Source organism: Priestia sp. YIM B13486, from assembly GCF_042787865.1.
GTDB lineage: Bacteria > Bacillota > Bacilli > Bacillales > Bacillaceae_H > Priestia > Priestia megaterium.
The window spans coordinates 547,096-569,659 of record NZ_JBHZOZ010000001.1 but is presented as its reverse complement, the minus strand read 5'-3'; the positions used below and the strand labels follow the sequence as shown (position 1 = coordinate 569,659).

The 22,564-nt window shown below is 39.0% G+C and carries 19 protein-coding genes, 1 other RNA gene and 1 other annotated feature; of the genes, 16 read left to right on the top strand and 4 right to left on the bottom strand.

The genetic code is table 11. The features are described 5' to 3' along the window. Positions 1 to 33: 33 nt before the first annotated feature. On the bottom strand, positions 34 to 417 hold the full coding sequence (locus ACFX4G_RS02905; RefSeq protein WP_013085105.1) for a TIGR04086 family membrane protein: 384 nt from the start codon (positions 415 to 417) through the stop codon (positions 34 to 36). 146 nt (positions 418 to 563) lie between these two features. Here ACFX4G_RS02905 and ACFX4G_RS02900 point away from each other — a divergent pair, with 146 nt between their 5' ends. Continuing rightward, on the top strand, positions 564 to 1,217 hold the full coding sequence (locus tag ACFX4G_RS02900; protein WP_405105263.1) for a DUF421 domain-containing protein: 654 nt from the start codon (positions 564 to 566) through the stop codon (positions 1,215 to 1,217). Positions 1,218 to 1,237: 20 nt separating this feature from the next. Here the strand turns inward: ACFX4G_RS02900 and spoVB are convergent, their stop codons facing one another. Further along, complete coding sequence (spoVB, locus tag ACFX4G_RS02895) at positions 1,238 to 2,848, bottom strand: stage V sporulation protein B (protein WP_097824628.1); 1,611 nt, start codon at positions 2,846 to 2,848, stop codon at positions 1,238 to 1,240. A gap of 64 nt (positions 2,849 to 2,912) precedes the next feature. Here spoVB and ACFX4G_RS02890 point away from each other — a divergent pair, with 64 nt between their 5' ends. The 6 genes from ACFX4G_RS02890 to dtd all read left to right on the top strand — a co-directional run bounded on the left by ACFX4G_RS02890 (position 2,913) and on the right by dtd (position 11,454). After that, positions 2,913 to 3,206, top strand: coding sequence for a post-transcriptional regulator (locus ACFX4G_RS02890; protein ID WP_025750585.1), 294 nt, complete (start codon positions 2,913 to 2,915; stop codon positions 3,204 to 3,206). 137 nt (positions 3,207 to 3,343) lie between these two features. Beyond that, positions 3,344 to 5,581, top strand: coding sequence for a protein translocase subunit SecDF (gene secDF, locus ACFX4G_RS02885; RefSeq protein WP_377572806.1), 2,238 nt, complete (start codon positions 3,344 to 3,346; stop codon positions 5,579 to 5,581). 141 nt (positions 5,582 to 5,722) lie between these two features. Continuing rightward, the gene (recJ, locus tag ACFX4G_RS02880; protein ID WP_377572804.1) at positions 5,723 to 8,065 is read left to right on the top strand and encodes a single-stranded-DNA-specific exonuclease RecJ; all 2,343 of its coding nucleotides are present in this window, start codon (positions 5,723 to 5,725) and stop codon (positions 8,063 to 8,065) included. 15 nt (positions 8,066 to 8,080) lie between these two features. Then, the gene (locus ACFX4G_RS02875) at positions 8,081 to 8,593 is read left to right on the top strand and encodes an adenine phosphoribosyltransferase (protein WP_013059309.1); all 513 of its coding nucleotides are present in this window, start codon (positions 8,081 to 8,083) and stop codon (positions 8,591 to 8,593) included. 185 nt (positions 8,594 to 8,778) lie between these two features. Continuing rightward, complete coding sequence (locus ACFX4G_RS02870) at positions 8,779 to 10,977, top strand: RelA/SpoT family protein (protein WP_013059308.1); 2,199 nt, start codon at positions 8,779 to 8,781, stop codon at positions 10,975 to 10,977. Between the two features lie 15 nt (positions 10,978 to 10,992). Beyond that, positions 10,993 to 11,454 (top strand): D-aminoacyl-tRNA deacylase, encoded by a 462-nt coding sequence (gene dtd, locus ACFX4G_RS02865; protein WP_043976137.1) that lies wholly within the window; start codon positions 10,993 to 10,995, stop codon positions 11,452 to 11,454. Here dtd and ACFX4G_RS02860 read toward each other — a convergent pair. After that, positions 11,445 to 12,329 carry an N-acetylmuramoyl-L-alanine amidase family protein gene (locus ACFX4G_RS02860; RefSeq protein ID WP_377572802.1) on the bottom strand — a complete coding sequence of 295 codons (885 nt, stop codon included), beginning with the start codon at positions 12,327 to 12,329 and terminating at the stop codon, positions 11,445 to 11,447. The genes dtd and ACFX4G_RS02860 overlap by 10 nt on opposite strands. A 166-nt stretch (positions 12,330 to 12,495) precedes the next feature. Here ACFX4G_RS02860 and ACFX4G_RS02855 point away from each other — a divergent pair, with 166 nt between their 5' ends. The 8 genes from ACFX4G_RS02855 to pstA all read left to right on the top strand — a co-directional run bounded on the left by ACFX4G_RS02855 (position 12,496) and on the right by pstA (position 20,592). Beyond that, a complete protein-coding gene (locus ACFX4G_RS02855; RefSeq protein WP_013059305.1) occupies positions 12,496 to 12,672 on the top strand; it encodes a hypothetical protein in 177 nt (58 codons plus the stop codon). Between the two features lie 87 nt (positions 12,673 to 12,759). Continuing rightward, positions 12,760 to 12,992, top strand: a binding site (T-box leader). Between the two features lie 68 nt (positions 12,993 to 13,060). Next, positions 13,061 to 14,329, top strand: a complete 1,269-nt coding sequence (gene hisS, locus ACFX4G_RS02850; protein ID WP_016765628.1) for a histidine--tRNA ligase — start codon at positions 13,061 to 13,063, stop codon at positions 14,327 to 14,329. A gap of 12 nt (positions 14,330 to 14,341) precedes the next feature. Then, a complete protein-coding gene (gene aspS / locus ACFX4G_RS02845; protein WP_043976143.1) occupies positions 14,342 to 16,120 on the top strand; it encodes an aspartate--tRNA ligase in 1,779 nt (592 codons plus the stop codon). 118 nt (positions 16,121 to 16,238) lie between these two features. Then, a non-coding RNA gene (gene ssrS / locus ACFX4G_RS02840) (6S RNA) lies at positions 16,239 to 16,420 on the top strand. Between the two features lie 162 nt (positions 16,421 to 16,582). Further along, entirely contained in the window at positions 16,583 to 17,347 is a 765-nt protein-coding gene (locus ACFX4G_RS02835; RefSeq protein ID WP_025750578.1) for a tRNA threonylcarbamoyladenosine dehydratase, read from the top strand. Positions 17,348 to 17,769: 422 nt separating this feature from the next. Then, positions 17,770 to 18,654 carry a phosphate ABC transporter substrate-binding protein PstS family protein gene (locus ACFX4G_RS02830; RefSeq protein WP_043976147.1) on the top strand — a complete coding sequence of 295 codons (885 nt, stop codon included), beginning with the start codon at positions 17,770 to 17,772 and terminating at the stop codon, positions 18,652 to 18,654. 124 nt (positions 18,655 to 18,778) lie between these two features. Then, entirely contained in the window at positions 18,779 to 19,666 is an 888-nt protein-coding gene (pstC, locus tag ACFX4G_RS02825) for a phosphate ABC transporter permease subunit PstC (protein ID WP_013059300.1), read from the top strand. Next, positions 19,663 to 20,592 (top strand): phosphate ABC transporter permease PstA, encoded by a 930-nt coding sequence (gene pstA / locus ACFX4G_RS02820; protein ID WP_377572800.1) that lies wholly within the window; start codon positions 19,663 to 19,665, stop codon positions 20,590 to 20,592. The genes pstC and pstA overlap by 4 nt, the downstream gene beginning before the upstream one ends. A 46-nt stretch (positions 20,593 to 20,638) precedes the next feature. Here the strand turns inward: pstA and ACFX4G_RS02815 are convergent, their stop codons facing one another. Then, a complete protein-coding gene (locus ACFX4G_RS02815; RefSeq protein WP_013085092.1) occupies positions 20,639 to 21,916 on the bottom strand; it encodes a replication-associated recombination protein A in 1,278 nt (425 codons plus the stop codon). Between the two features lie 225 nt (positions 21,917 to 22,141). On the opposite strand from ACFX4G_RS02815, the gene cymR reads away from it, so the two are divergent. Then, positions 22,142 to 22,558 (top strand): cysteine metabolism transcriptional regulator CymR, encoded by a 417-nt coding sequence (gene cymR, locus ACFX4G_RS02810; protein WP_013059297.1) that lies wholly within the window; start codon positions 22,142 to 22,144, stop codon positions 22,556 to 22,558. Positions 22,559 to 22,564 lie beyond the last annotated feature (6 nt).

Here is a 22,564-nt window from a genome sequence, read left to right as displayed (position 1 = left end):
AAAAAACGTCACGTACATGTACGTGACGTTTTTTTATGCTTCTCGTGAACCGGCAATGTTTACGCCAACAATTCCCCCTAGAATAGCGACTCCAATAAATCCAGCGTGAAATAAGAGCTGCTGTGCAGAAAACAGGTGACTATAGCCGAGAAATTGTAGTAAAAACATTAAAAAAGAATAAGAAACACCAGTGGCTCCTCCAACGAGAAGTCCTTTTGAACCGTTTCGTCCTCCCGCGATAAATCCTCCGATAAACAGTGTAATAAATGAGAGAATAAGTAAAAATAAACGGACCGACTGTTCTTCAAGCGATGTAAACTTTAAAATAAGCGAAAAGATAATGCTAATCGCTAAAGCCATCACTAAGATTGTTGCTACTCCTGCAAATACAGCGTTGCTCATTCGTTTTGCACCCAACTTGTTTCCCCCTCATGAAATAAAAAGATAGGTGAACCCTTAGTACGAGCATATTCGGGATGACTTCAAAATAGACGCATAAAAGTAAGGCTATTTTAAAATAAATGGTACAAACTACAAGGGAATACATAAAGGAGGTCTTTGCAGTGGAACTATTGATTATGGTTGCGCGAACCGTGCTTTTATACGTAGTAGTTTTAATTATTTTTCGCGTCATGGGTAAAAGGGAAATAGGAGAGCTGAGCATTTTGGATTTAGTTGTCTTTATTATGATTGCTGAAATGGCAGTAATGGCTATTGAAAACCCAAAAGATCCTTTGCTGTATTCAATTCTTCCGATGTTAACGCTTCTTATTATTCAAATCGGCTTAGCTATATGGTCTCTTAAAAGCAATCGAATGCGAAATTTTATTGATGGCAAACCTAGTATTATCATTGAAAACGGAAAAATAAACGAACATGAAATGAAAAGGCAGCGATATAACTTCAATGACTTGCTCGTGCAGCTGCGTGATAAAAATATAAAAAATGTAGCTGATGTTGAATTTGCTATTTTAGAATCTTCAGGAAGGCTATCCGTGTTTGAGAAAGATCAGCAATCAGGTGAAAAAGGCAATTTGAATTTGCCTTTTATCATTGACGGCATTATTCAAGAAGAGCATCTGCTGCATGAACATAAAACGACGGAATGGTTAAGGACAGAGCTGGAAAAGCGAGGGTATTCAAACTTAGATAAGATTTCATATTGCAGCTACGACAACGGAAAATTTTTTATAGATTTGGTAGATGTGAAACAATAAAACGCGGATTGCTCCGCGTTTTATTTTCGTTTAAAATAGCGTAAAACAGAAAAACGGTTTAATTCTTCTTTTGTTATCAGTCTAAAAAGCAGCAAAAACAGTACGTATACAACGCTTGTAAGTGCAATCGATAAAACGGTTCGTAAGCTCAAAGGGATGGAAGTGAAAAGGTTCATATAAGCGAAGTGTCCGGTAAAACCTGATATTCCCATTACAGAAAAACTGCGAAGATACTCAAACACATGAATCTTATACGTGATTTTTTTCATGACGGTAGACAGGTGTAAAAGAGTGACAAGCATCATTCCCACAACAATTGCAAGACCAGCTCCCATAATGCCTAGGTTTGGCTGAGTTGCGAGTAAGAAGATAAGAGATGTTTTGACCGCTGCTCCTATAAAACTGTTAATCATGGCGGCTTTTGCAAGGTCTAGCGCCTGCAGAACAGCTTGAAGCGGCCCTTGAAAGTAATAAAAGATAAAAAAAGGCGCCATGACTTTGACAAAAATAGCAGCTTTGTCAGAACCATACATCAATTCCATTACCGGATTAGCAAATACATAAAGAACAACAACGGCTAGCCCGCCTGTTACAAACGACAAGCGGAGAGCTTGATGAAGCCGATATTCGATTTGCTTCATTTGATTCTGTGCAAGAGATTCACTGATTGCGGGAACCAAAGACGTGGATAGAGACACCGTTACAAAAGAAGGCAGCATCAGGAGAGGGAGTGCAAAGCCTGTTAATTCTCCGTACTGCTTCGTTGCTACAGCTGTCGCTACTCCTGCAATTGCTAAACTTTGAGCTACTACAATCGGTTCTAAAAACCAAGAAATTGACCCAATCATGCGGCTTCCTGTCGTGGGAAGAGCAATTCGCATTAAGTCAAAGAACGTATCTTTGCCCGCATGTAAAGAAGCAAAAAATTTTCGTCTCACCGTTATTTTCTTCTTTCGCTTGAACATAAACATCATATAAAACAGTGAAGCTAGTTCTCCAAATACGGAAGATAGCATAGCACCAGCCGCAGCGTACTCAATTCCATAGGGCAAAAATGCTTTTGTACATACGGCAATTAACGTAATGCGCACCACTTGTTCGATAATTTGAGAATAAGCAGCAGGCTTCATTTGCTGCTTTCCTTGAAAATATCCGCGGATGACAGACGAGACGGCGATGATTGGAATAACTGGAATAATCGCAAGCAGCGGATAGATCGTACGTGAATCTGTAAAGAAGGTTTTTGCTACAACGGGAGCGAATAATATTAGTCCGAGCGTAAATAAAACGCTCAGCGTACACGTAATACTTAAAGAGACGACAAGTATTTTTTTTATTTTATGCCTGTCACCTAAAGCTTCTGCTTCTGCCACTAACTTGGATATGGCAACCGGTAGCCCAAGCTGTGTTAAGGTGATTACTAATACCAGCGTGGGGACCGCCATCATATAAAGTCCCACACCTTCGTCTCCAATCATTCGAGCCACCACAATTCGATTGACAAACCCGAGTACACGTGTAATTAAGCCAGCAATTATTAAAATAATAGTTCCCTGTAAAAATTTAGACATATACTCACTGCTTTCTTGAGGTTTATACAGTGAATATATGCGTCCCCGGTGTCCAAGCATGACAAGTATTCCTCATACGAGAAAGAAATTTTACGCGAAATGTCAAACAGAAAGGAGGATCGATATGACACATCCATTTATTTCAGCTTCGAAAGAACTTATACAGCCTGTCTTATCCAGCAAAATGGAAGAATTTCATATGCTTGGATATGAAGAAGTAACGGAGAACGATTTATTGAGTTATTTAGAAATGAAAAAATGGAAAAAAGAAAAGGAGCTATCTCTCCATCAAGTGGTAAATGATATTTTATCTGTTAAGATCACGCAGGTGATGAGCTATGTAACAATTGAATCTTATAAATCTGATATGTTCTCAAGTGTTAATAATGGAGAAGACTGGAAAGAATTATTAAAGTAGAGTTTGTAAAATACATGTATTAAAATTTGATAAGGTCTTTATTTGACAGACATTAGGTTATGAATGATAATTAGATTGGTCATTTATCTATTGTTATCATTTCATGTTTTTTACATAAGAAGGAGGATTTTCTGTCGATGGTTAAAAGAGGACGTATCGTTGCCTTTTTCCTCTTAGTACTGCTTGTGTTTAGTACAATCGGAACAACGATGACTGGAATTACAAAAGATATTAAACTTGGCCTCGACCTTCAAGGTGGATTTGAAATTTTATATAAAGTCAGTCCAGCTAAAAAAGGCGATGTCATTGACAAAAAGGCACTTAACAGCACGGTTGAAGCGCTGCGTCAACGTGTCGATGTACTGGGAGTTAGTGAGCCTAGCATTCAAATTGAAGGAAATGACCGTATCCGCGTTCAGCTAGCTGGTGTCACGAATCAAAAGCAAGCCAGGGATCTGTTATCAACTCAAGCAAACTTAACGTTCCGTGACGTGAACGATAAGGTGTTGATGGATGGTACAGACTTAGCGCAAGGCGGAGCAAAGCAATCGTTTGACCAAAGTAATCAGCCTAGCGTCTCACTAAAGTTAAAAAAAGCGAAAAAATTTGAAAAGATCACGCGAGAGCTTTCTCAAAAACCAGCACCTAACAATTTAATTGTCATTTGGCTGGACTATGAAGAAGGAAAAGACTCGTACCAAAAAGAAGCGACAAAACAAAATCCGAAGTATCTATCTGCAGCCTCTGTTAGCAGCGTGTTAACACAGCCAGATGTTGAGATTTCAGGTGGAAACTTCACAGTGAAAAGTGCAACACAGCTGGCGGAATTACTAAACGCCGGGTCGCTGCCGGTTAAATTGGATGAGCTATACTCTACATCCGTTGGAGCACAGTTTGGAGAAGAAGCTCTTCACACGACTATATTAGCGGGTATTATCGGCATCGGAATTATCTTCCTTTACATGCTGTTTTTCTACCGTTTACCGGGGCTTATTGCTATTATTACACTCAGTTTCTATATCTACTTGAACTTAGTTGTATTTGACTTGATGCACGTGGTTATGACGCTTCCAGGTATCGCGGCTCTTATTCTCGGCGTAGGTATGGCAGTAGATGCGAATATCATTACCTACGAGCGGATTAAAGATGAACTGAAAACAGGAAGGTCTGTTATATCTGCATACCGGGCAGGAAATCGTCGCTCTCTTGCGACCATTTTTGATGCCAATATTACAACGATGCTAGCGGCTCTTGTATTGTTCTTTTATGGTCAAAGTTCAGTAAAAGGATTTGCTACAACGTTAATGATCGGGATTGTACTAAGCTTTATTACGGCCGTATACGGTACGCGGTTATTAATGAGTCTTTTAGTAAATAGCCGCTGGTTTGATAAAAAACCAGGCTACTTTGGCGTAAAGAAAGAACAAATTCACGACCTAAGTAAAGACGACGGCACAACCGTTTTGCCTACAGCATGGGATAAACTTGATTTTGTTAAATACCGTAAAGCATTCTTCACGTTCTCAAGCGTCCTTGTTATTATCGGTATTATCTCGGTTGTTGTGTTCAGATTGAACCTTGGTATTGACTTTACGAGCGGAACTCGTATAGAGATTCCAGCAAATCATACCGTTACACAGTCTGAGATACAGCGTGAAATGAAGTCCATTAATATCAAAACGGATGACGTAGTCATTACAGGAAAAGGTAATGACACGGGTGTCGTACGTGTAGTTGGGGTCTTGAATAAAAAAGAAATTGCCAATTTAAAAGATCATTTTAAAGATAAATATGGTTCTGAACCAAATGTAAGCACCGTTTCGCCGACGGTTGGAAAAGAACTGGCGAAAAATGCAATGATGGCAATTGCCATTGCTTCAATTGGAATTATTATCTATGTAACGATACGGTTTGAGTTTTACATGGCACTTGCAGCCGTGCTTGCCCTATTGCATGATGCGTTCTTTATCGTTACGGTCTTCAGCTTAACGAAGTTAGAGGTTGATTTAACGTTTATTGCTGCTGTCTTGACGATTGTTGGTTACTCAATTAACGATACGATCGTTACGTTTGACCGCATTCGTGAAAATATGCAGAAATTTAAATCCAAAACGTTTGACGACTTAGCGTTTATCGTAAATCTAAGTTTGCGTGAAACGTTTACTCGTTCGATGAATACCGTGTTAACAGTTGTGATTGCAGTTGTAGCACTTCTTCTATTCGGAAGTGAATCGATTCAAAACTTCTCAATTGCTCTGTTAGTAGGTTTAATTCTTGGTGCATATTCATCTGTGTTTATTGCTGCTCAGCTATGGCTTGTGTGGAAAGGAAAACAGTTGAAGCGTGAGGAACAAAAAGAAGTAGAAAGCAAGTAATTCAAAAACGTGCGAAGTATTCGCACGTTTTTTTTGTGCGTGAAAATTCAAGACGTACTGTCAGAAAAATGTGCTTATTTTCTTTCGTTGCTCCATTTCATCCACTCTAGTATAATAATGTGGGTTAAGGGGTGAAGAGACATGTTACAGTCAAAAAAACGTTGGAATGTTCAAGAATGTGATGAACAACTTGTTAATGAATTTGTAGAAAACCTCAATATTACACCTCTAGTAGCTTCGTTATTACTTAATAGAGGCATGACAACAGTAGAAGCGGCGCGTGAGTTTTTACACGTTGATGCACAAACGTTCCACGATCCGTTTTTGTTGCACGATATGGACAAAGCAGTAGCTCGTATTCAGCAAGCAATTGATCATAATGAAAAAATTATGATCTATGGAGATTACGATGCTGACGGCGTCAGCAGCACTTCTGTTATGTTAACTGCTTTACAGCAGCTTGGAGCTGATGTTGATTTTTATATTCCTAATCGCTTTACAGAAGGTTATGGGCCGAATAAGGCGGCATTTGATAAAATAAACGCGGGCGGCTATCAGCTGGTGATTACGGTAGACACAGGTATTTCGGCAGTCGAAGAAACTGCGTATGCACGTGAATTAAATTTTGATTTAATTATTACCGATCACCACGAGCCGGGGCCAGTTTTACCGGATGCTTATGCAATTATTCATCCAAAGCTGCCGGGAAGTACATATCCATTTAAAGAACTGGCAGGTGTAGGGGTGGCTTTTAAACTCGCTCATGCGCTGTTAGGGGAGCTTCCGGAACATTTGTTAGAACTAGCAGTAATTGGGACAATTGCTGACTTAGTTCCTTTAGTGGACGAAAACCGCTTAATTGCTCGCAAAGGTCTTGATTATCTCAAGCTCACGAAGCGCACCGGAATTGAAGCGCTGCTGAGCGTATGTGGAGTAAAACGTGAAGAAATTAATGAGGATACAATTGGATTTGCGATGGCTCCTCGCATTAATGCAGTAGGACGTCTTCAAGATGCCGATCCAGCTGTTCATTTGCTTATGACGACAAATGCTGAAGAGGCAAAAGGTTTAGCTAAAGAAATTGATGCGTTAAACAAGGAAAGGCAGCAAATCGTAAACGATATTACAGAAGAAGCCGTTGAATTTGTTGAGAGTATGTATCCTCCGGGTGAAAACAGCGTTCTTATTGTAGAGGGAGAAGGATGGAATGCAGGCGTTGTTGGAATTGTCGCTTCTAGGCTCGTAGAAAAATTCTACAGACCAACAATTGTACTAAGTATTGACTCTGAAAACCGTATTGCCAAGGGTTCAGCAAGAAGTATCGAAGGTTTTGACTTATTCGCGAACTTATCTAAGTGCCGTGACATTTTGCCACATTTTGGAGGGCACCCAATGGCAGCCGGCATGACATTAAACAGCGATGATGTAGAAGAGCTGCGCAGACGTCTTAATGAACAAGCAAGCAACGTGTTAACCAAACAGGATTTTATTCCAATTACATCAGTTGATACAGTATGCACAACAGAGGAAATTACGCTGGAAAACATTGAACAAATGAGTGCGCTTGCTCCATTTGGTATGCATAACCCGAAGCCAAAAGTTCTCATTAAAGATGTTCATACAACATCTATGCGGAAAATTGGTGCTAATAAAAATCATTTAAAACTCGTATTTGAAGACAGCGGTGTATCGGTTGATGCAGTAGGATTTGGGTTAGGCTATATATTAGATGAAGTATCTCCTATAGCTAAAGTATCATTAGTAGGTGAACTATCTATTAATGAGTGGAATAATATGCGCAAGCCGCAGCTGATGGTGGAAGATATTTCTGTAGATGAATGGCAGATGTTTGATTATCGCAGTGCAGTTGATGTCAAACGTTTCTTTCAGCAGGTATTTACGGATCAAATGAAAGTTGTTGCTTTCCACGCTTCAACAATTGATAAATACAAGTCGTTGCTGCCGATGGAGCATGTTGTTCTTATTCAAGATGAAGAACAGGCAAAAGCATGTATGTTTGCAGGGGAACAAATCGTTTTATTAGATTTGCCTCCTTCACAGAAATGGCTTGAATGTTTGTTTGTCCAAGGTATCCCTTCTAGACTATACGCTATTTTCTTAACGGAAGAAGACCATTATTTTGATACAATCCCAACTCGCGATCATTTTAAATGGTTTTACGGCTTTTTAGCGAAAAAGGGTCCATTTGATTTAAAACGCTACAAAGAAGATTTAGCGATTCATAAGGGCTGGTCAAAAGAAACGATTGATTTTATGGCAAAGGTGTTTTTTGAGTTAGAATTTGTTACAATAAACAATGGCTTAATTTCGTTAGTGAAAAATTCTGCGAAACGTGATTTAATAGAATCTGCGACTTATCGCCAAAAGCAGCAGCAGATTGAAATAGAAAAAAACTTTATTTATACGTCATATGTACAGCTTAAAAATCAATTTCAAGATATTTTTAAGCGTTCGATGGAATGAGGAGGCAACATTAGAATGAATTTTAAAGATTATATTACAATTGTACCTGACTGGCCAAAACCAGGTATTACATTTAAAGATATCTCAACATTAATGGACAATGGTGATGCATACCGTGCCGCAACGGATGAGATTGTAAAATATGCGAATGATAAACAAGTTGATATTATCGTAGGACCGGAAGCTCGCGGATTTATCGTTGGTTGTCCAGTAGCATATGCGTTAGGTATCGGTTTTGCACCTGTTCGTAAAGAAGGAAAATTACCGCGTGAAGTAATCAAAGTAGATTACGGTTTAGAATACGGTAAAGACGTATTAACGATTCACAAAGATGCAATTAAGCCAGGTCAGCGCGTGTTGATTACAGATGATTTATTAGCAACAGGCGGTACAATTGAAGCGACAATTAAGCTTGTCGAAGAATTAGGCGGAATTGTTGTTGGAGCTGCGTTCTTAATTGAACTTTCTTACCTTGATGGCCGTGACAAACTAGACGGTTATGATGTATTCACATTAATGACGTATTAAGAAGAACGATCACATAAAGAAGAGTACCTGATACAGGTGCTCTTTTTTCGTTAAAAAACGTTAATACGTAAAATGTAAATGATGTAAATTTGATAAATTAAACGCAAAGGCTTTACATCCTTGGATTTTTTCAAGATAATAGTTACAATATGAATTAAAAATGCTAGTTGATAAAAGGTGATTTCATGGCAAATGAGCAAGTCCTAACAGCGGAACAGGTCATTGACAATACGAAGCGATATTTAAATGAAGAAGATGTGGCTTTTGTACAAAAAGCATATGATTTTGCAAAAGAAGCTCACAAAGAACAATATCGCAAGTCGGGTGAACCATATATTATCCACCCGATTCAAGTCGCAGGAATTTTAGTTGATCTAGATATGGATCCAGCAACAATTGCAGCTGGATTTCTACATGATGTGGTTGAAGATACAGAGATAACACTAAAAGATTTAGAAAAAGCTTTTAATGAAGAAGTAGCAATGTTAGTAGACGGCGTAACAAAACTGGGAAAAATTAAATATAAGTCTAAAGAAGAGCAGCAGGCTGAAAATCACCGCAAGATGTTTGTAGCAATGGCTCAAGATATTCGAGTCATACTGATCAAACTTGCGGATCGTCTTCATAACATGCGTACGCTAAAGCATTTACCGCAGGAAAAACAGCGACGCATTTCAAATGAAACGCTTGAAATTTTTGCTCCTCTTGCTCATCGTCTTGGTATTTCAAAAATTAAGTGGGAGCTTGAAGATACAGCTTTACGTTACTTAAATCCTCAGCAATATTATCGCATTGTAAATTTGATGAAGAAAAAGCGTGCGGAACGCGAGCAGTATTTGGCTGAAGTTATTGATGAAGTTCGAGAGCAAGTAGATGAAGTGTCGATTAAAGTTGAAATTTCAGGACGTCCAAAACATATTTATTCCATCTATCGTAAAATGGCACTGCAAAACAAGCAGTTTAATGAAATTTACGATTTACTAGCTGTGCGCATTATTGTAAATAGCATTAAAGACTGCTATGCGGTGTTAGGAATTATTCACACGTGCTGGAAGCCAATGCCGGGACGTTTCAAAGATTATATTGCAATGCCAAAACAAAATATGTACCAGTCTCTTCATACGACGGTTATCGGACCAAAAGGTGATCCGTTAGAAGTTCAAATTCGAACGTTTGACATGCACCAAATTGCTGAGTATGGAATTGCTGCTCACTGGGCTTACAAAGAAGGAAAAACAGCTGAGCATGCTTCATTTGAAGAAAAGTTGACGTGGTTCAGAGAAATTTTAGAATTTCAAAATGACGCAAACGATGCAGAAGAATTTATGGAATCTCTAAAAGTTGATTTGTTTTCTGACATGGTTTACATTTTTACGCCAAAAGGCGACGTCATTGAGCTTCCTTCGGGTTCTGTTCCAATTGATTTTTCCTATCGTATTCATTCTGAAATCGGAAATAAAACCATTGGAGCAAAAGTCAACGGCAAGATGGTTACGCTTGATTACCGTTTGAAAACGGGGGACATTATCGAAATTTTGACGTCTAAGCATTCGTATGGTCCAAGCAAGGACTGGTTAAAGCTTGCTCAAACGTCTCAAGCCAAAAATAAAATTCGCCAATTCTTTAAAAAGCAAAGCCGCGATGAAAATATTGAAAAAGGCAAAGAGCTGGTTGAAAAAGAAATTCGTCAAATGGAGTTTGACTTAAAAGAAGTATTAACAGCTGATAATATCAAACGAGTAGCGGAGAAGTTTAATTTCTCAAACGAAGATGATATGTATGCAGCTATTGGGTATAACGGATTAACTGCGGCTCAAGTAGCTAATCGTTTAACCGAGAAGTGGAGAAAGCAGCGTGATCAAGAACAAGAGATCCAAATTGATGATATTGCACGCGACACTGCGGCCAAGCGTGTTCGCCAGCATAAACGAAAAGATTCCGGGGTTATCGTACCGGGTGTAGAGAACATGCTGATTCGCTTGTCTAAATGCTGTAATCCAGTTCCTGGAGATGAGATTGTTGGTTTTATTACAAAGGGGCGAGGAGTATCTGTTCATAGAGCAGATTGTTTAAACGTTCACACAGATGATGCTGAAAGCCGCCTTATTCCTGTAGAGTGGGAAACACATATTAAAGAAGGCAAAGAGTTTAACGTGGAAATTGAAATTTCCGGATACGACCGCAGAGGCTTACTAAATGAAGTTCTGCAGGTTGTAAACGAGACTAAAACGAATATTTCAGCCGTTTCAGGAAAATCGGACCGAAACAAAATGGCTACGATTCATATGTCAATTTCTATTCATAACATCAGTCACCTTCATAAAGTGGTTGAGCGCATTAAGCAGCTTCGAGACATTTATTCAGTTCGCCGAATTATGCATTAAGAAAGGTAGTTATACATGAGAGTAGTCGTACAAAGAGCAAAGAATGCAAAAGTAACTGTTGCAGGAGAGACGGTCGGTGAGATTAAGCACGGATATATGCTTTTAGTGGGCATTACCCATGACGATACTGAAGCTGATGCAGAGTATGTAGCAGATAAAATTGTGAATTTGCGAGTGTTTGATGATGAGTCTGGCAAAATGAATTTGTCGCTTCTAGATGTAGAAGGAGAAATTTTATCGGTATCTCAATTTACGCTGTACGGAGATTGCCGAAAAGGCAGAAGACCAAACTTTATGGGAGCTGCTAGGCCAGATCATGCTGTAACGCTTTACAACTATTTTAATAAAGTATTATCAGAAAAAAATGTTCGAGTAGAGACCGGCGCATTTGGTGAAATGATGGACGTATCATTTACAAATGACGGACCGGTCACACTTATTGTAGAAAGCAAAGAAAAAACGCAGACTCACAGATGAGCCTGCGTTTTTTCTTTGCTTTGAAAGTAGTGATTTAATCCTTCAGCGATAGCGGACGTAATCATTTGCTGATAACTGATGGAATCAATATACGTTTCTTCCCTTTCGTTGCTTAAAAAGCCCAGTTCAATTAATGTACTCGGACGTGTATTTTCGCGAAGAACATAATAGTTTCCAAAACGTTCTCCTTTGTCTTTCAATTTTGCATGATTAATAAGGGACTGATGAATAGAATGTGTGAGTGGACTGTCCTGATGCTGATGGTAATAATACGTCATAAGGCCAGTTAGCTGTGAGCTGTTCGTACTGTTGTAGTGAATGCTTATAAAAGCATCTGCTTTAGTCGATTGCAGCGTGCGCTGTGAAAGTAGAAGGTACTCATCATGGGTGCGGGTTAAAATGACGTGTGCGCCTTCTTTTTGAAGTTTGTTTTGTAAAATAAGTGCTGTTCGGAGAGTGAGGTCTTTTTCATATGTGCCCTGTGTGCCGATGGCTCCTTTGTCTTTTCCACCATGGCCTGCATCAATAATAATTGTTTTGCCCTTTAGGTGCCGCAAGCTTTTACTCAGCGTATAGACAGGCTGACGCTGTGCTACCTGCATGCTAGGTTGAACGCTGCGAAGCGTTACGGTTTTCGTGAATTTTTTAAACACCCAGCCTTGAATACCCGAACTTTCTACATAATACCAATCTCCTTGACGGTCTGAAACGGATAGTCTTGTATTCTTCGTCAATTTATTTGTAATTGAAAATGAACGTCCTGGACCGCTCCGTACATGAAGAGAGTCAGCTGTTACAATAATGGGTTGATGCACCGGTACATTTGGGCGCTCAAATGAGGAAGAGCACAGTAATAAAAGGATACTTGCAGCCAAAACAGATACAGACTTCATGTTTAGATGGCGAATAGATAGACCTCCTTTTTATAACAAAATAGAGTATTCGATGAAAATAAAAAAAATCCTTTCTCTTATGTAAAAACATCTTTTTTGGGCAATGCTAATAAAAGGATAAGTAAGTGTAGGCAGGGAGGAAGAAACGATGAAGTTTAGTGAAAAAGGTGAACAATCATTTCAGCAGGTAAATCCGGTATTTGGCATTCATTTTCATGATTTTATTGACAGAGAAAGTGAAGCTTCATCCCTTGAATTGGCTTCTGAATTTGGTTTAACGCTTCGAGATATTCAGAAACTAAGAAAACAATTAGACCGCTCTTAACATGAAAGGTGCTTGACAACTGCTCATTTCATTCGTAATATAGAAAGCAATTGCTAAATTAAAATGAATGTATAACATTTTTATATTGATAAGCCAAAGATCGAGAAAAGTAGTAAAGATGACACATGGCTAGAGAGGAAATGTCTTAGGCTGAAAGCATTTCTACATGATGACTTTATGAAAGAACACTCAGGAGGCTTCACTCTGAAAAGGGAAACTTAGTAGGAGATGAACGTGTTCGTGCGTTAACGAAATGAGTGGAAACATGTCATATGTTTCAATTAGGGTGGTACCACGTGAGATTAACTCTCGTCCCTACTATGGAAAAATAGTAGAGGCGAGAGTTTTTTTGTATTGTAAATTTTAAAAATAGGAGGCATATCACGTTATGTCAGTTCAAATACCTAGAGGCACACAAGATATTTTACCGGGCAAAGTAGAATATTGGCAGTTTGTTGAACAGCGAGCAAGAGAGATCTGCCGTGCGTTCAACTACCAAGAAATTCGTACACCAATGTTTGAACACACTGAATTATTTTTGCGCGGAGTGGGAGAAACAACAGATATCGTGCAAAAAGAAATGTACACATTTAAAGATCGAGGTGACCGCAGCTTAACGCTTCGCCCAGAAGGAACAGCTGCAGTTGGACGATCATTTGTTTCAAATAAAATGTTTGGAAATCCAACGCAGCCAACCAAGCTGTTTTATATTGGCCCTATGTTTCGCTATGAACGACCTCAAGCGGGACGTTTCCGTCAATTCGTTCAGTTTGGCGTAGAAGCATTAGGAGTAAATGATCCAGCTATTGATGCTGAAGTTCTTGCCCTGTTAATGAGCTTTTACCAATCGCTTGGATTAAAAAAATTAAAGTTGGTTGTTAACAGTTTAGGAGATACAGAAAGTCGTCAAGCTCACCGTCAAGCGCTTATCGACCACTTTGCACCTCGCATTGGAGAGTTTTGCAGCGACTGCCAAAGCAGATTGGAGAAAAATCCTCTTCGTATTTTAGACTGTAAAAAAGATCGTGACCATGAACTGATGGCTACAGCGCCGTCTATTCTTGATTATTTAAACGACTATTCAAAAGAATATTTTGAAAAAGTACAGCAGTACTTAACCGATTTAGACATTGACTATGTTGTAGATCCGACGCTGGTACGCGGGTTAGATTATTATAATCACACAGCATTTGAACTAATGAGTGAAGCAGAAGGATTTGGCGCCATTACAACTCTTTGTGGCGGAGGCCGTTATAATGGGCTGATTCAAGAAATCGGCGGACCTGAAACACCGGGTATCGGATTCGCTTTAAGTATCGAACGCTTATTATCTGCATTGGAAGCAGAAGGAATTGAGCTTCCGGTAGAAACAGGCGTAGATTGCTATGTAGTAACCATGGGCGATGAAGCAAAAGAAAAATCCGTTTCAATTGTAAATACGCTTCGACGCGCAGGCTTTGTAGCCGATAAAGATTATCAAGATAAAAAAATGAAAGCTCAGTTCAAAGCAGCTGATCGTGTACAAGCAAAATTTGTTGTTGTTCTAGGTGAAGATGAGCTAGCAAAACAAGTTGTAAATGTAAAGAATATGGAATCTGGCGAACAGCAAGAAGTATCAATTGATCAATTGGTCAGCTATTTGCAAAAACAAGTATAAGGGGGAACCATGATGACAAAACGTTCATACTACTGTGGAGATGTAACAGAACAAGCAACTGGCGAAACAGTTCTATTAAAAGGATGGGTTCAAAAACGCCGTGATTTAGGGGGATTAATCTTTATTGATTTACGCGACCGCGGCGGAGTTGTACAGGTTGTATTTAATCCTGAAAAATCTGCTGAAGCGCTAAAAATTGCTGAAGATGTACGTAATGAATTCGTACTGGAAGTGCAAGGAACTGTTGTAGCTCGTGAAGAGGGAACCGTTAACTCGAACTTAAAAACAGGTAAAATTGAAGTTCACGCTGAGCAGATTACGGTATTAAACAAAGCCAAAACACCTCCTTTTGCCATTGCAGATCAAACGGAAGTATCAGAAGATGTTCGATTAAAATATCGTTATTTAGACCTTCGACGTTCTGAGATGTTTAACACGCTTAAAATGCGCAATGACATTACAAAAACAATTCGTGACTTCTTGGATCAAAATGACTTTTTAGATGTTGAAACACCTATTTTAACGAAAAGTACGCCAGAAGGCGCACGTGATTATCTTGTGCCAAGCCGCGTGCACGAAGGGGAGTTTTATGCTCTTCCTCAATCACCGCAAATCTTTAAGCAGCTGCTAATGGTAAGCGGAGTTGAGCGTTATTATCAAATCGCTCGCTGCTTCCGCGATGAAGACTTGCGTGCAGATCGTCAGCCTGAATTTACTCAAATCGATATTGAAACATCATTTTTATCTCAAGAGGACATCATGACAATGACGGAAGAAATGATGTCTAAAGTAATGAAGCGAGTAAAAGATTTAGATATAACGACGCCTTTCCCGCGCATGTCATATGATGAAGCGATGAGTCGCTACGGTTCAGATAAGCCGGATACACGTTTTGAAATGGAGCTAGTCAACTTATCAGAGCTTGTGAAAGACTGCGGGTTCAAAGTATTTAGCGCAGCAGTTGAAAACGGCGGAGAAGTAAAAGCAATTAACGTGAAAGGTGGCGCTTCTAGCTATTCACGTAAAGATATCGATGCTCTAACAGAGTTCGTGAAAATTTACGGTGCTAAAGGGTTAGCATGGTTGAAAGTGGAAGCTGACGGCTTAAAAGGACCGATTGCAAAATTCTTCAATGAAGATGAGCAAAAGCAATTTGCTGAAGCTCTTCAAACGGAAGAAGGAGATTTACTTTTATTTGTAGCTGATAAAAAGTCAGTTGTAGCAGATGCACTTGGCGCTCTTCGTCTAAAGCTTGCAAAAGAACAAGGAATTATTGATGAAACGAAATTTAACTTCCTATGGGTAACAGATTGGCCTCTTCTTGAGCATGATGAAGAAGACAACCGTTACTACGCGGCTCATCATCCATTCACAATGCCAGTTCGTGAAGATTTACCAATGTTAGAAAGCGATCCTGGACAAGTCCGTGCACAAGCATATGACTTAGTATTGAATGGTTACGAACTTGGCGGAGGATCTTTACGTATTTACGAGCGTGATATTCAAGAAAAAATGTTTAAAACGCTTGGATTTACATTAGAAGAAGCATATGAGCAGTTCGGTTTCTTACTTGAAGCATTTGAATACGGTACTCCTCCTCACGGCGGAATTGCATTAGGTCTTGACCGTTTGGTTATGCTTCTAGCAGGACGCACAAACTTGCGTGATACAATTGCCTTCCCTAAAACAGCAAGTGCAAGCTGTCTATTAACAAACGCACCTGGTGAAGTAAGTGAAGCGCAATTAGACGAGCTGCATTTGCAGGTGAAAAAGCAAAAAACAGAAGCGTAATCGATTGAACCGTCTGTTAAATCGAGCCTGTCACTGGAACGTGACAGGCTCGATTTTTTTGTTTTACTTATTAATTGCAAAGTGATTTTTTCTGTGATAAGATACTTTCAAGAACTAAATAGTCCTGATGTGTTCGTCCTTAATCCAGTTTTGACCGAACAATTTTTTGCTTGGGAGCTCGGAGTTTTTAACGAGCGTACATGCCTCATCTCGAGGACTTACAATGGTTAAAGCAGAGCACCCACCTGCCGAGAGCGGGTTCAAAACGAAGGCACTCGAGACGGCACGATCGGGACTAGCATACATATAAAAAATCCTCTATGTAATTATTTGCATAGAGTTTTTTTATGGATAAATAACGAATGCTCATGTTCGTTTTGCTAAAAATATGATATAGTCAATTTCGTTGTTTATTTGAATTAATCATACACGTTGGTGTATTTAATAGAGGAGTGTTTTAACATGTTGCATCAGTTTTCGCGTAATGAACTGGCGATAGGAAAAGAAGGGCTAGCTACTTTAAAAGGCAGCACAGTTGCTATTTTAGGGATAGGAGGAGTAGGGTCGTTTTCTGCTGAGGCTTTGGCTCGGTCAGGAGTAGGGCGTTTAATTCTTGTAGATAAAGACGATGTTGATATTACAAACGTAAATCGTCAAATTCACGCGCTGCTTTCTACGGTAGGTCAGCCCAAGACAGAATTAATGAAACAGCGTATTTTGGATATTAACCCAGACTGTGACGTCGTTTCTCTTCAAATGTTTTATACGGAAGAAACGTATGAAGAGTTCTTTAGTTACAAACCCGACTTCGTAGTGGATGCATCCGATACGATTTCGTATAAAATTCATTTAATGAAAGAATGTTTAAAACGTGATATTCCGATTATTTCAAGTATGGGTGCTGCGAATAAAATGGATCCAACACGTTTTAAAATTGCAGACATTTCAAAGACACATACAGATCCGATTGCAAAAGTGGTTCGTACTCGTCTGCGTAAAGAAGGAATTCGCAAAGGAATTAACGTCGTTTTTTCTGATGAACGTCCAATCGTTATTCGCGAAGAAGTTCGCAAAGAAGTAGGAAACGATCAAGCGCAAATTCGCAAAGCGAAAATGCCCCCATCTTCTAATGCTTTTGTTCCATCTGTAGCAGGATTAATTATGGGCGGCCATGTTATCAATGAATTATTAAGTGATATTAAGATTCGCCGCGTAGGTGATGAATAAAAAGAAGGCTATCGCAGCCTTCTTTTTTTTATGGAAATATCTGTTCTATTTATGCTTTGGATGGAATCTTCTGTTTGATATGTATAAAAAGTACTAATAAATTGAAAAATATGGCTTGATGGTGAATTTACACTGTATTAAAAAAAGAGATTTATGTAAATTTATTTAACGCTTTATTTACATAAAATTTACGTTTTGGCTTTCTTTCTTTTATATCTTCTACAGCAATATTCAGAAAGTCTTATGTATCAAGGGTTTTGATAGAAATAAGAAAAAATAAACCCCAAATAAGTAAGTTTACAGTAACTTAAAATTCACTTCATATAAAGACAACAATCTACTCGTATAATGTGTCTTGTACCTGTTGTTCGAGTACAAAGGACTAGTACTAATTACACATATATTTATTGGAGGGTAATGTAATGAAAACAAAGGGTTTTAAAGTAACATTAGCAGCTTTTTTAATGGTAGGAGCACTAGCAGCATGTGGTAAAGACGGAGCAAGCAACGACAGTGGTTCGGGCAGCAAAGAAGAAGTTTCAGGTACGTTAACAGCGGCGGGATCTACAGCTTTACAACCACTTGCAGAAGAAGCAGCCAATGGAATTACTGAAAAATATCCAAACCTTTCAGTAACGGTACAAGGTGGAGGTAGTGGAACGGGTGTTAACCAAGTAGCATCAGGAGCAGTTGACATTGGAAACTCTGACGTTCCAGCAGCTGATAAAATCGAAGATAAATCAAAAGCAGATAAACTTGTCGATACGAAAGTAGCGGGCATTGGGTTCGCACTTGTTGTAAATAAAGATGTAAAAGTAGAATCGTTAACAAAAGAGCAAATTCAAAAGATTTTCTCTGGTGAAATTAAAAACTGGAAAGAAGTTGGCGGAAACGACGAGAAAATTAACGTAATCAACCGTCCAGCATCATCTGGTACACGTGCTACATTCGAGAAAACATTAATGGGTGACGCAAAAGTAAATGACAGCGTTGGTACAGCTCAAGATTCAAACGGAGCGGTTGAGCAATCAGTAAACTCAACGCCAGGAGCAGTAAGTTACCTTGCTATGTCGTATTTAATTGGCGATAAAAAAGAAAGTTTAAAAATGCTTAATATTGATGGTGTAGAGCCAACAACAGAAAACATTGTTTCTAAAAAATATCCGTTTTGGTCTTATGAGTACATGATTACAAACGGTGAGCCAAAAGATGGTGCAAAAGAGTACATTGACTACGTAGCTGGTAAAGACTTTGCTAAGCAAGTAAAAGATATGGGATATATCCCAATGACTGAGTTCAAAAAATAAGAGTGTTTTTAAAAAGAATAGGGCTGACTAACACAGTCAGTCTTATTCTATTTGAATGTTAATAAAGTATATAGCGAATAAAAAGAAAAGCGAATATATACTGAATATGTAAGGAGACAGAGCGATGAAGGGGAAAAAATCCATTAATTATGTAAAAAGCGAATACATTGGCCGTACGCTTTCTACATTTTGCGGTATTTTAATTGTACTTGTTACGTTAGCTATTATCGTATTTATTTGTGAAAAAGGCATACAGTCATTTTTACAAAGTAATATATCAATCGGTGAAATGTTGACTTCAACAAAATGGAGTCCAAACAATAAAGAATACGGTGCACTTGTGTTTATTCTAGGTTCCATGCTTGTATCAATCGGAGCCGTTATTATAAGTGCTCCAATTGGAATTGCTATCGCCATTTTTAACAACTATATTTCGCCTAAATTTGGTTCAACGGTTTTACGACCCGTTTTAGAACTTTTAGTAGGAGTTCCTTCAGTGGTATACGGTCTTTTAGGGGTTACAATTTTAGTGCCGCTTCTTCGCGATAACTTCGGCGGAGTGGGCTTTAGTTTGATTGCCGGAATTATTGTCTTAAGCGTCATGATTCTTCCGACAATTGCAAGTATTGCTGACGATGCAATTCGAAGCGTAGCACCTGAATATTTAGAAGCTTCTTATGGACTAGGTTCAACAAGATGGCAGGCAATTAGCCGAGTCATTATTCCATCTGCTAAAACAGGTATTTTAACAGGTATTGTGTTAGGGCTTGCGCGTGCATTCGGAGAAGCGCTAGCTGTTCAAATGGTTATCGGAAACACGGTTAAGCTTCCTGAAAGCTTATATAGCCCAACGGCAACATTAACAGGTATTTTAACAATGGATATGTCTAATACGTTAAACGGAACGGCATGGAATAACGCATTGTGGACGTTAGCCATGATTTTACTGCTTATTTCTTTCGTGTTCATTTTAATTATCCGAGCAATTGGGAAACGAGGTGCTCATCAATGAGAAACAAAAATGCACGCACAGTAAATAATATATGGACAGGTATTTTTTATGGCATTGCCGCTCTAGTTGTGTTGCTATTAGTGTATTTAGTTGTTGAAATTATTGCTAAAGGTTGGGGATTTTGGGATCCGAACTTTTTATTTGGAAAGCCAAGCAATACGATGGCAGGAGGCGGTATCGGACCCCAACTGTTTAACTCGTTCTACATGCTTGTTTTAACGCTGATCATTTCTATTCCTCTTGGTTTAGGAGCCGGGATTTACTTAGCGGAGTACGCGAAGCAAGGTCGTTTCTTAAATTTCGTCCGCTTATGTATCGAAACAATGGCGTCATTACCGTCCATTGTAGTTGGTTTATTTGGATTATTAATTTTTGTCACATTTTCAGGCTGGGGCTATACGCTTATCGGCGGAGCACTTGTGATTACAATTTTAAATTTACCGGGTTTAACACGCGTATGTGAAAGTGCGATTGCATCTGTTCCTGCGAGCGTAAAAGAAGCGAGTTTAGGGTTGGGTGCGACTAAATGGCAAACAATTGTCAAAGTCGTCATTCCATCAGCGATTCAACAAATTATCACAGGCGTTATTTTAACAGCGGGACGAATCTTTGGAGAGGCAGCTGCGTTGATTTATACGGCTGGCTTAACGACGCCGATGTTAAATTCAAATGCTGACTTAACGAGTCCTGTAAACCCGTTTAATATTTTTCGACCAGCAGAGACGCTTGCCGTTCACATTTGGAAATTAAACTCTGAAGGAATCGTACCTGATGCAAGATTGATTGCAACAAAGTCAGCTGCTATTTTAATCATTATGGTTCTGTTGTTTAACATAATCGCTCGTTTAGTCGCTAAACTTTTAGACAGCTACTTTAAAGGTTCAACAAAAACGAAAAAACGCAAAGGCGTTAAAAGTGCAGCTTAATAGATAAAGACAAAAAAGAAAATGGCTTTGAAACTGAGCAACAGTTTCAGCCATTTTCTTTTTTTAATGTCTCTAAACGATTGAAAACTTTTGAAAAGTATTTTTCTTGTCCATTTTGTTTAGGATGAAAATATTGTTTGTTTTTGATGCGATCCGGTAAATACTGTTGAAGGACCCATCCGTTATCAAAATCATGCGGGTATTGATATTCAACGCCTCGGCCAAGGTTCTCTGCTCCTTTGTAATGAGCATCCTTCAAATGAGGGGGAACGTCGCCGGAAAGCCCTTTTTTAATATCGCTTATCGCTTCATCTAATGCTTTGTAAGCAGCGTTGGACTTCGGTGATAGACAAAGCTCAATAACGGCGTTTGCAAGCGGGATACGTGCTTCTGGGAGTCCTAATCGCTCAGTTGCTTGAATAGCTGCGAGAGTTCTCATGCCGGCATCCGGATCAGCTAGTCCAATGTCTTCATAGGCAATGACTAAAAGGCGACGATTGATGCTGATCAAGTCTCCTGCTTCAATTAGCCGTCCCAAATAATGAAGAGCGGCATTTACGTCGCTGCCGCGAATCGATTTTTGAAAAGCCGATAATACATCATAGTGAGCGTCACCATTTTTATCATGTGAAAAATATTTTTGCTGCAAACATTCTTCTGCCGTTTGTAAGGTAATAACGATTTTACCATCGCTTTCACCTGTTGATAAAACAGCCAGTTCCAGAGCATTCAAAGCCGAGCGCACGTCACCGTTACAGCTGTTGGCAAAGTGGTTCATGGCGTCATCTTCTACGATGATTTTTCTATCCCCAAATCCGTTTGATGAGTCGTTGAGCGCCCTTGTTAGCGCCATTTTGATATCATCTGGCGTAAGAGATTTTAATTCGAAGATTTGGCATCTGCTTCGAATAGCAGGATTAATTGCGTGATAAGGATTGCTTGTTGTCGCTCCGATTAGAATGATCATGCCGTTTTCTAAGTAAGGAAGCAAAAAGTCTTGCTTAGCTTTGTCAAGCCGATGAACTTCATCTAACAGGAGAATTACTTTGCCTGACATTTTGGCTTCTTCGGCGACAATTTCCATATCTTTTTTATTGTTTACAACGGCATTTAACTGACGAAACGCCGTGTTGGTTGTTTTTGCAATAGCCGTGGCAATTGTTGTTTTTCCAACGCCTGGAGGTCCATATAAAATCATCGAGCTTAAGTGATTTGCTTTTACCATTCGATAAATCATTTTATCTTTGCCAACTAAATGCTGCTGTCCGATAACGTCATCTAAATGAGTCGGACGCATTCGAAATGCGAGAGGTTTTGTAGCCATGTTTTTCTCCTTTCTTTTCTTTCACTGTATCACAAGCGGTGAATAGGTGGTCGAAATTTATCTTATAGGCATAGTATGTTATAATATCAACAGTTACATTTGCAAGAAATGCATATAGAGAAGTTCATATAGCTTAGTAAAAAACGACTCATCACAGCATTCAGTGACAACGTGAGGGTCTTATTTTTTTCATAAATAAAAAAGTGTATTGAAGGAGTGTATCGTATGAAAATTTCAACAAAAGGACGCTACGGTTTAACGATTATGATTGAGCTTGCGAAGCGCTTTGGCGAAGGTCCTATCTCGCTTAAAACTATTGCTCAAACGCATGACTTATCTGAACATTATTTAGAGCAGCTTATTTCACCGCTGCGTAACGCTGGGCTTGTAAAAAGCGTGCGCGGAGCTTATGGAGGTTACATCTTAGCACATGAACCTGCTAACATTACTTCTGGTGATATTATTTCTGTTTTAGAAGGTCCTATTAGTCCTGTAGAAGGAATTGAAGATGAAGAGCCTGCAAAACGCGAGCTGTGGATTCGTATTCGAGATGCGGTTAAAGAAGTGCTAGATAGTACAACGCTTGAAGATTTAGCAAATCATTCTGATGATGATCAAGCGTCTTATATGTTTTATATTTAATAATGA

What these genes read in the sequence shown, in the direction of transcription:
- spoVB (WP_097824628.1), bottom strand. Translation starts at nt 2,848, where the DNA reads ATGCTTGGACACCGGGGACGCATATATTCACTGTATAAACCTCAAGAA.
- ACFX4G_RS02890 (WP_025750585.1), top strand. Translation starts at nt 2,913, where the DNA reads ATGACACATCCATTTATTTCAGCTTCGAAAGAACTTATACAGCCTGTC.
- secDF (WP_377572806.1), top strand. Translation starts at nt 3,344, where the DNA reads ATGGTTAAAAGAGGACGTATCGTTGCCTTTTTCCTCTTAGTACTGCTT.
- recJ (WP_377572804.1), top strand. Translation starts at nt 5,723, where the DNA reads ATGTTACAGTCAAAAAAACGTTGGAATGTTCAAGAATGTGATGAACAA.
- ACFX4G_RS02875 (WP_013059309.1), top strand. Translation starts at nt 8,081, where the DNA reads ATGAATTTTAAAGATTATATTACAATTGTACCTGACTGGCCAAAACCA.
- ACFX4G_RS02870 (WP_013059308.1), top strand. Translation starts at nt 8,779, where the DNA reads ATGGCAAATGAGCAAGTCCTAACAGCGGAACAGGTCATTGACAATACG.
- dtd (WP_043976137.1), top strand. Translation starts at nt 10,993, where the DNA reads ATGAGAGTAGTCGTACAAAGAGCAAAGAATGCAAAAGTAACTGTTGCA.
- ACFX4G_RS02855 (WP_013059305.1), top strand. Translation starts at nt 12,496, where the DNA reads ATGAAGTTTAGTGAAAAAGGTGAACAATCATTTCAGCAGGTAAATCCG.
- hisS (WP_016765628.1), top strand. Translation starts at nt 13,061, where the DNA reads ATGTCAGTTCAAATACCTAGAGGCACACAAGATATTTTACCGGGCAAA.
- aspS (WP_043976143.1), top strand. Translation starts at nt 14,342, where the DNA reads ATGACAAAACGTTCATACTACTGTGGAGATGTAACAGAACAAGCAACT.
- ACFX4G_RS02835 (WP_025750578.1), top strand. Translation starts at nt 16,583, where the DNA reads ATGTTGCATCAGTTTTCGCGTAATGAACTGGCGATAGGAAAAGAAGGG.
- ACFX4G_RS02830 (WP_043976147.1), top strand. Translation starts at nt 17,770, where the DNA reads ATGAAAACAAAGGGTTTTAAAGTAACATTAGCAGCTTTTTTAATGGTA.
- pstC (WP_013059300.1), top strand. Translation starts at nt 18,779, where the DNA reads ATGAAGGGGAAAAAATCCATTAATTATGTAAAAAGCGAATACATTGGC.
- pstA (WP_377572800.1), top strand. Translation starts at nt 19,663, where the DNA reads ATGAGAAACAAAAATGCACGCACAGTAAATAATATATGGACAGGTATT.
- ACFX4G_RS02815 (WP_013085092.1), bottom strand. Translation starts at nt 21,916, where the DNA reads ATGGCTACAAAACCTCTCGCATTTCGAATGCGTCCGACTCATTTAGAT.
- cymR (WP_013059297.1), top strand. Translation starts at nt 22,142, where the DNA reads ATGAAAATTTCAACAAAAGGACGCTACGGTTTAACGATTATGATTGAG.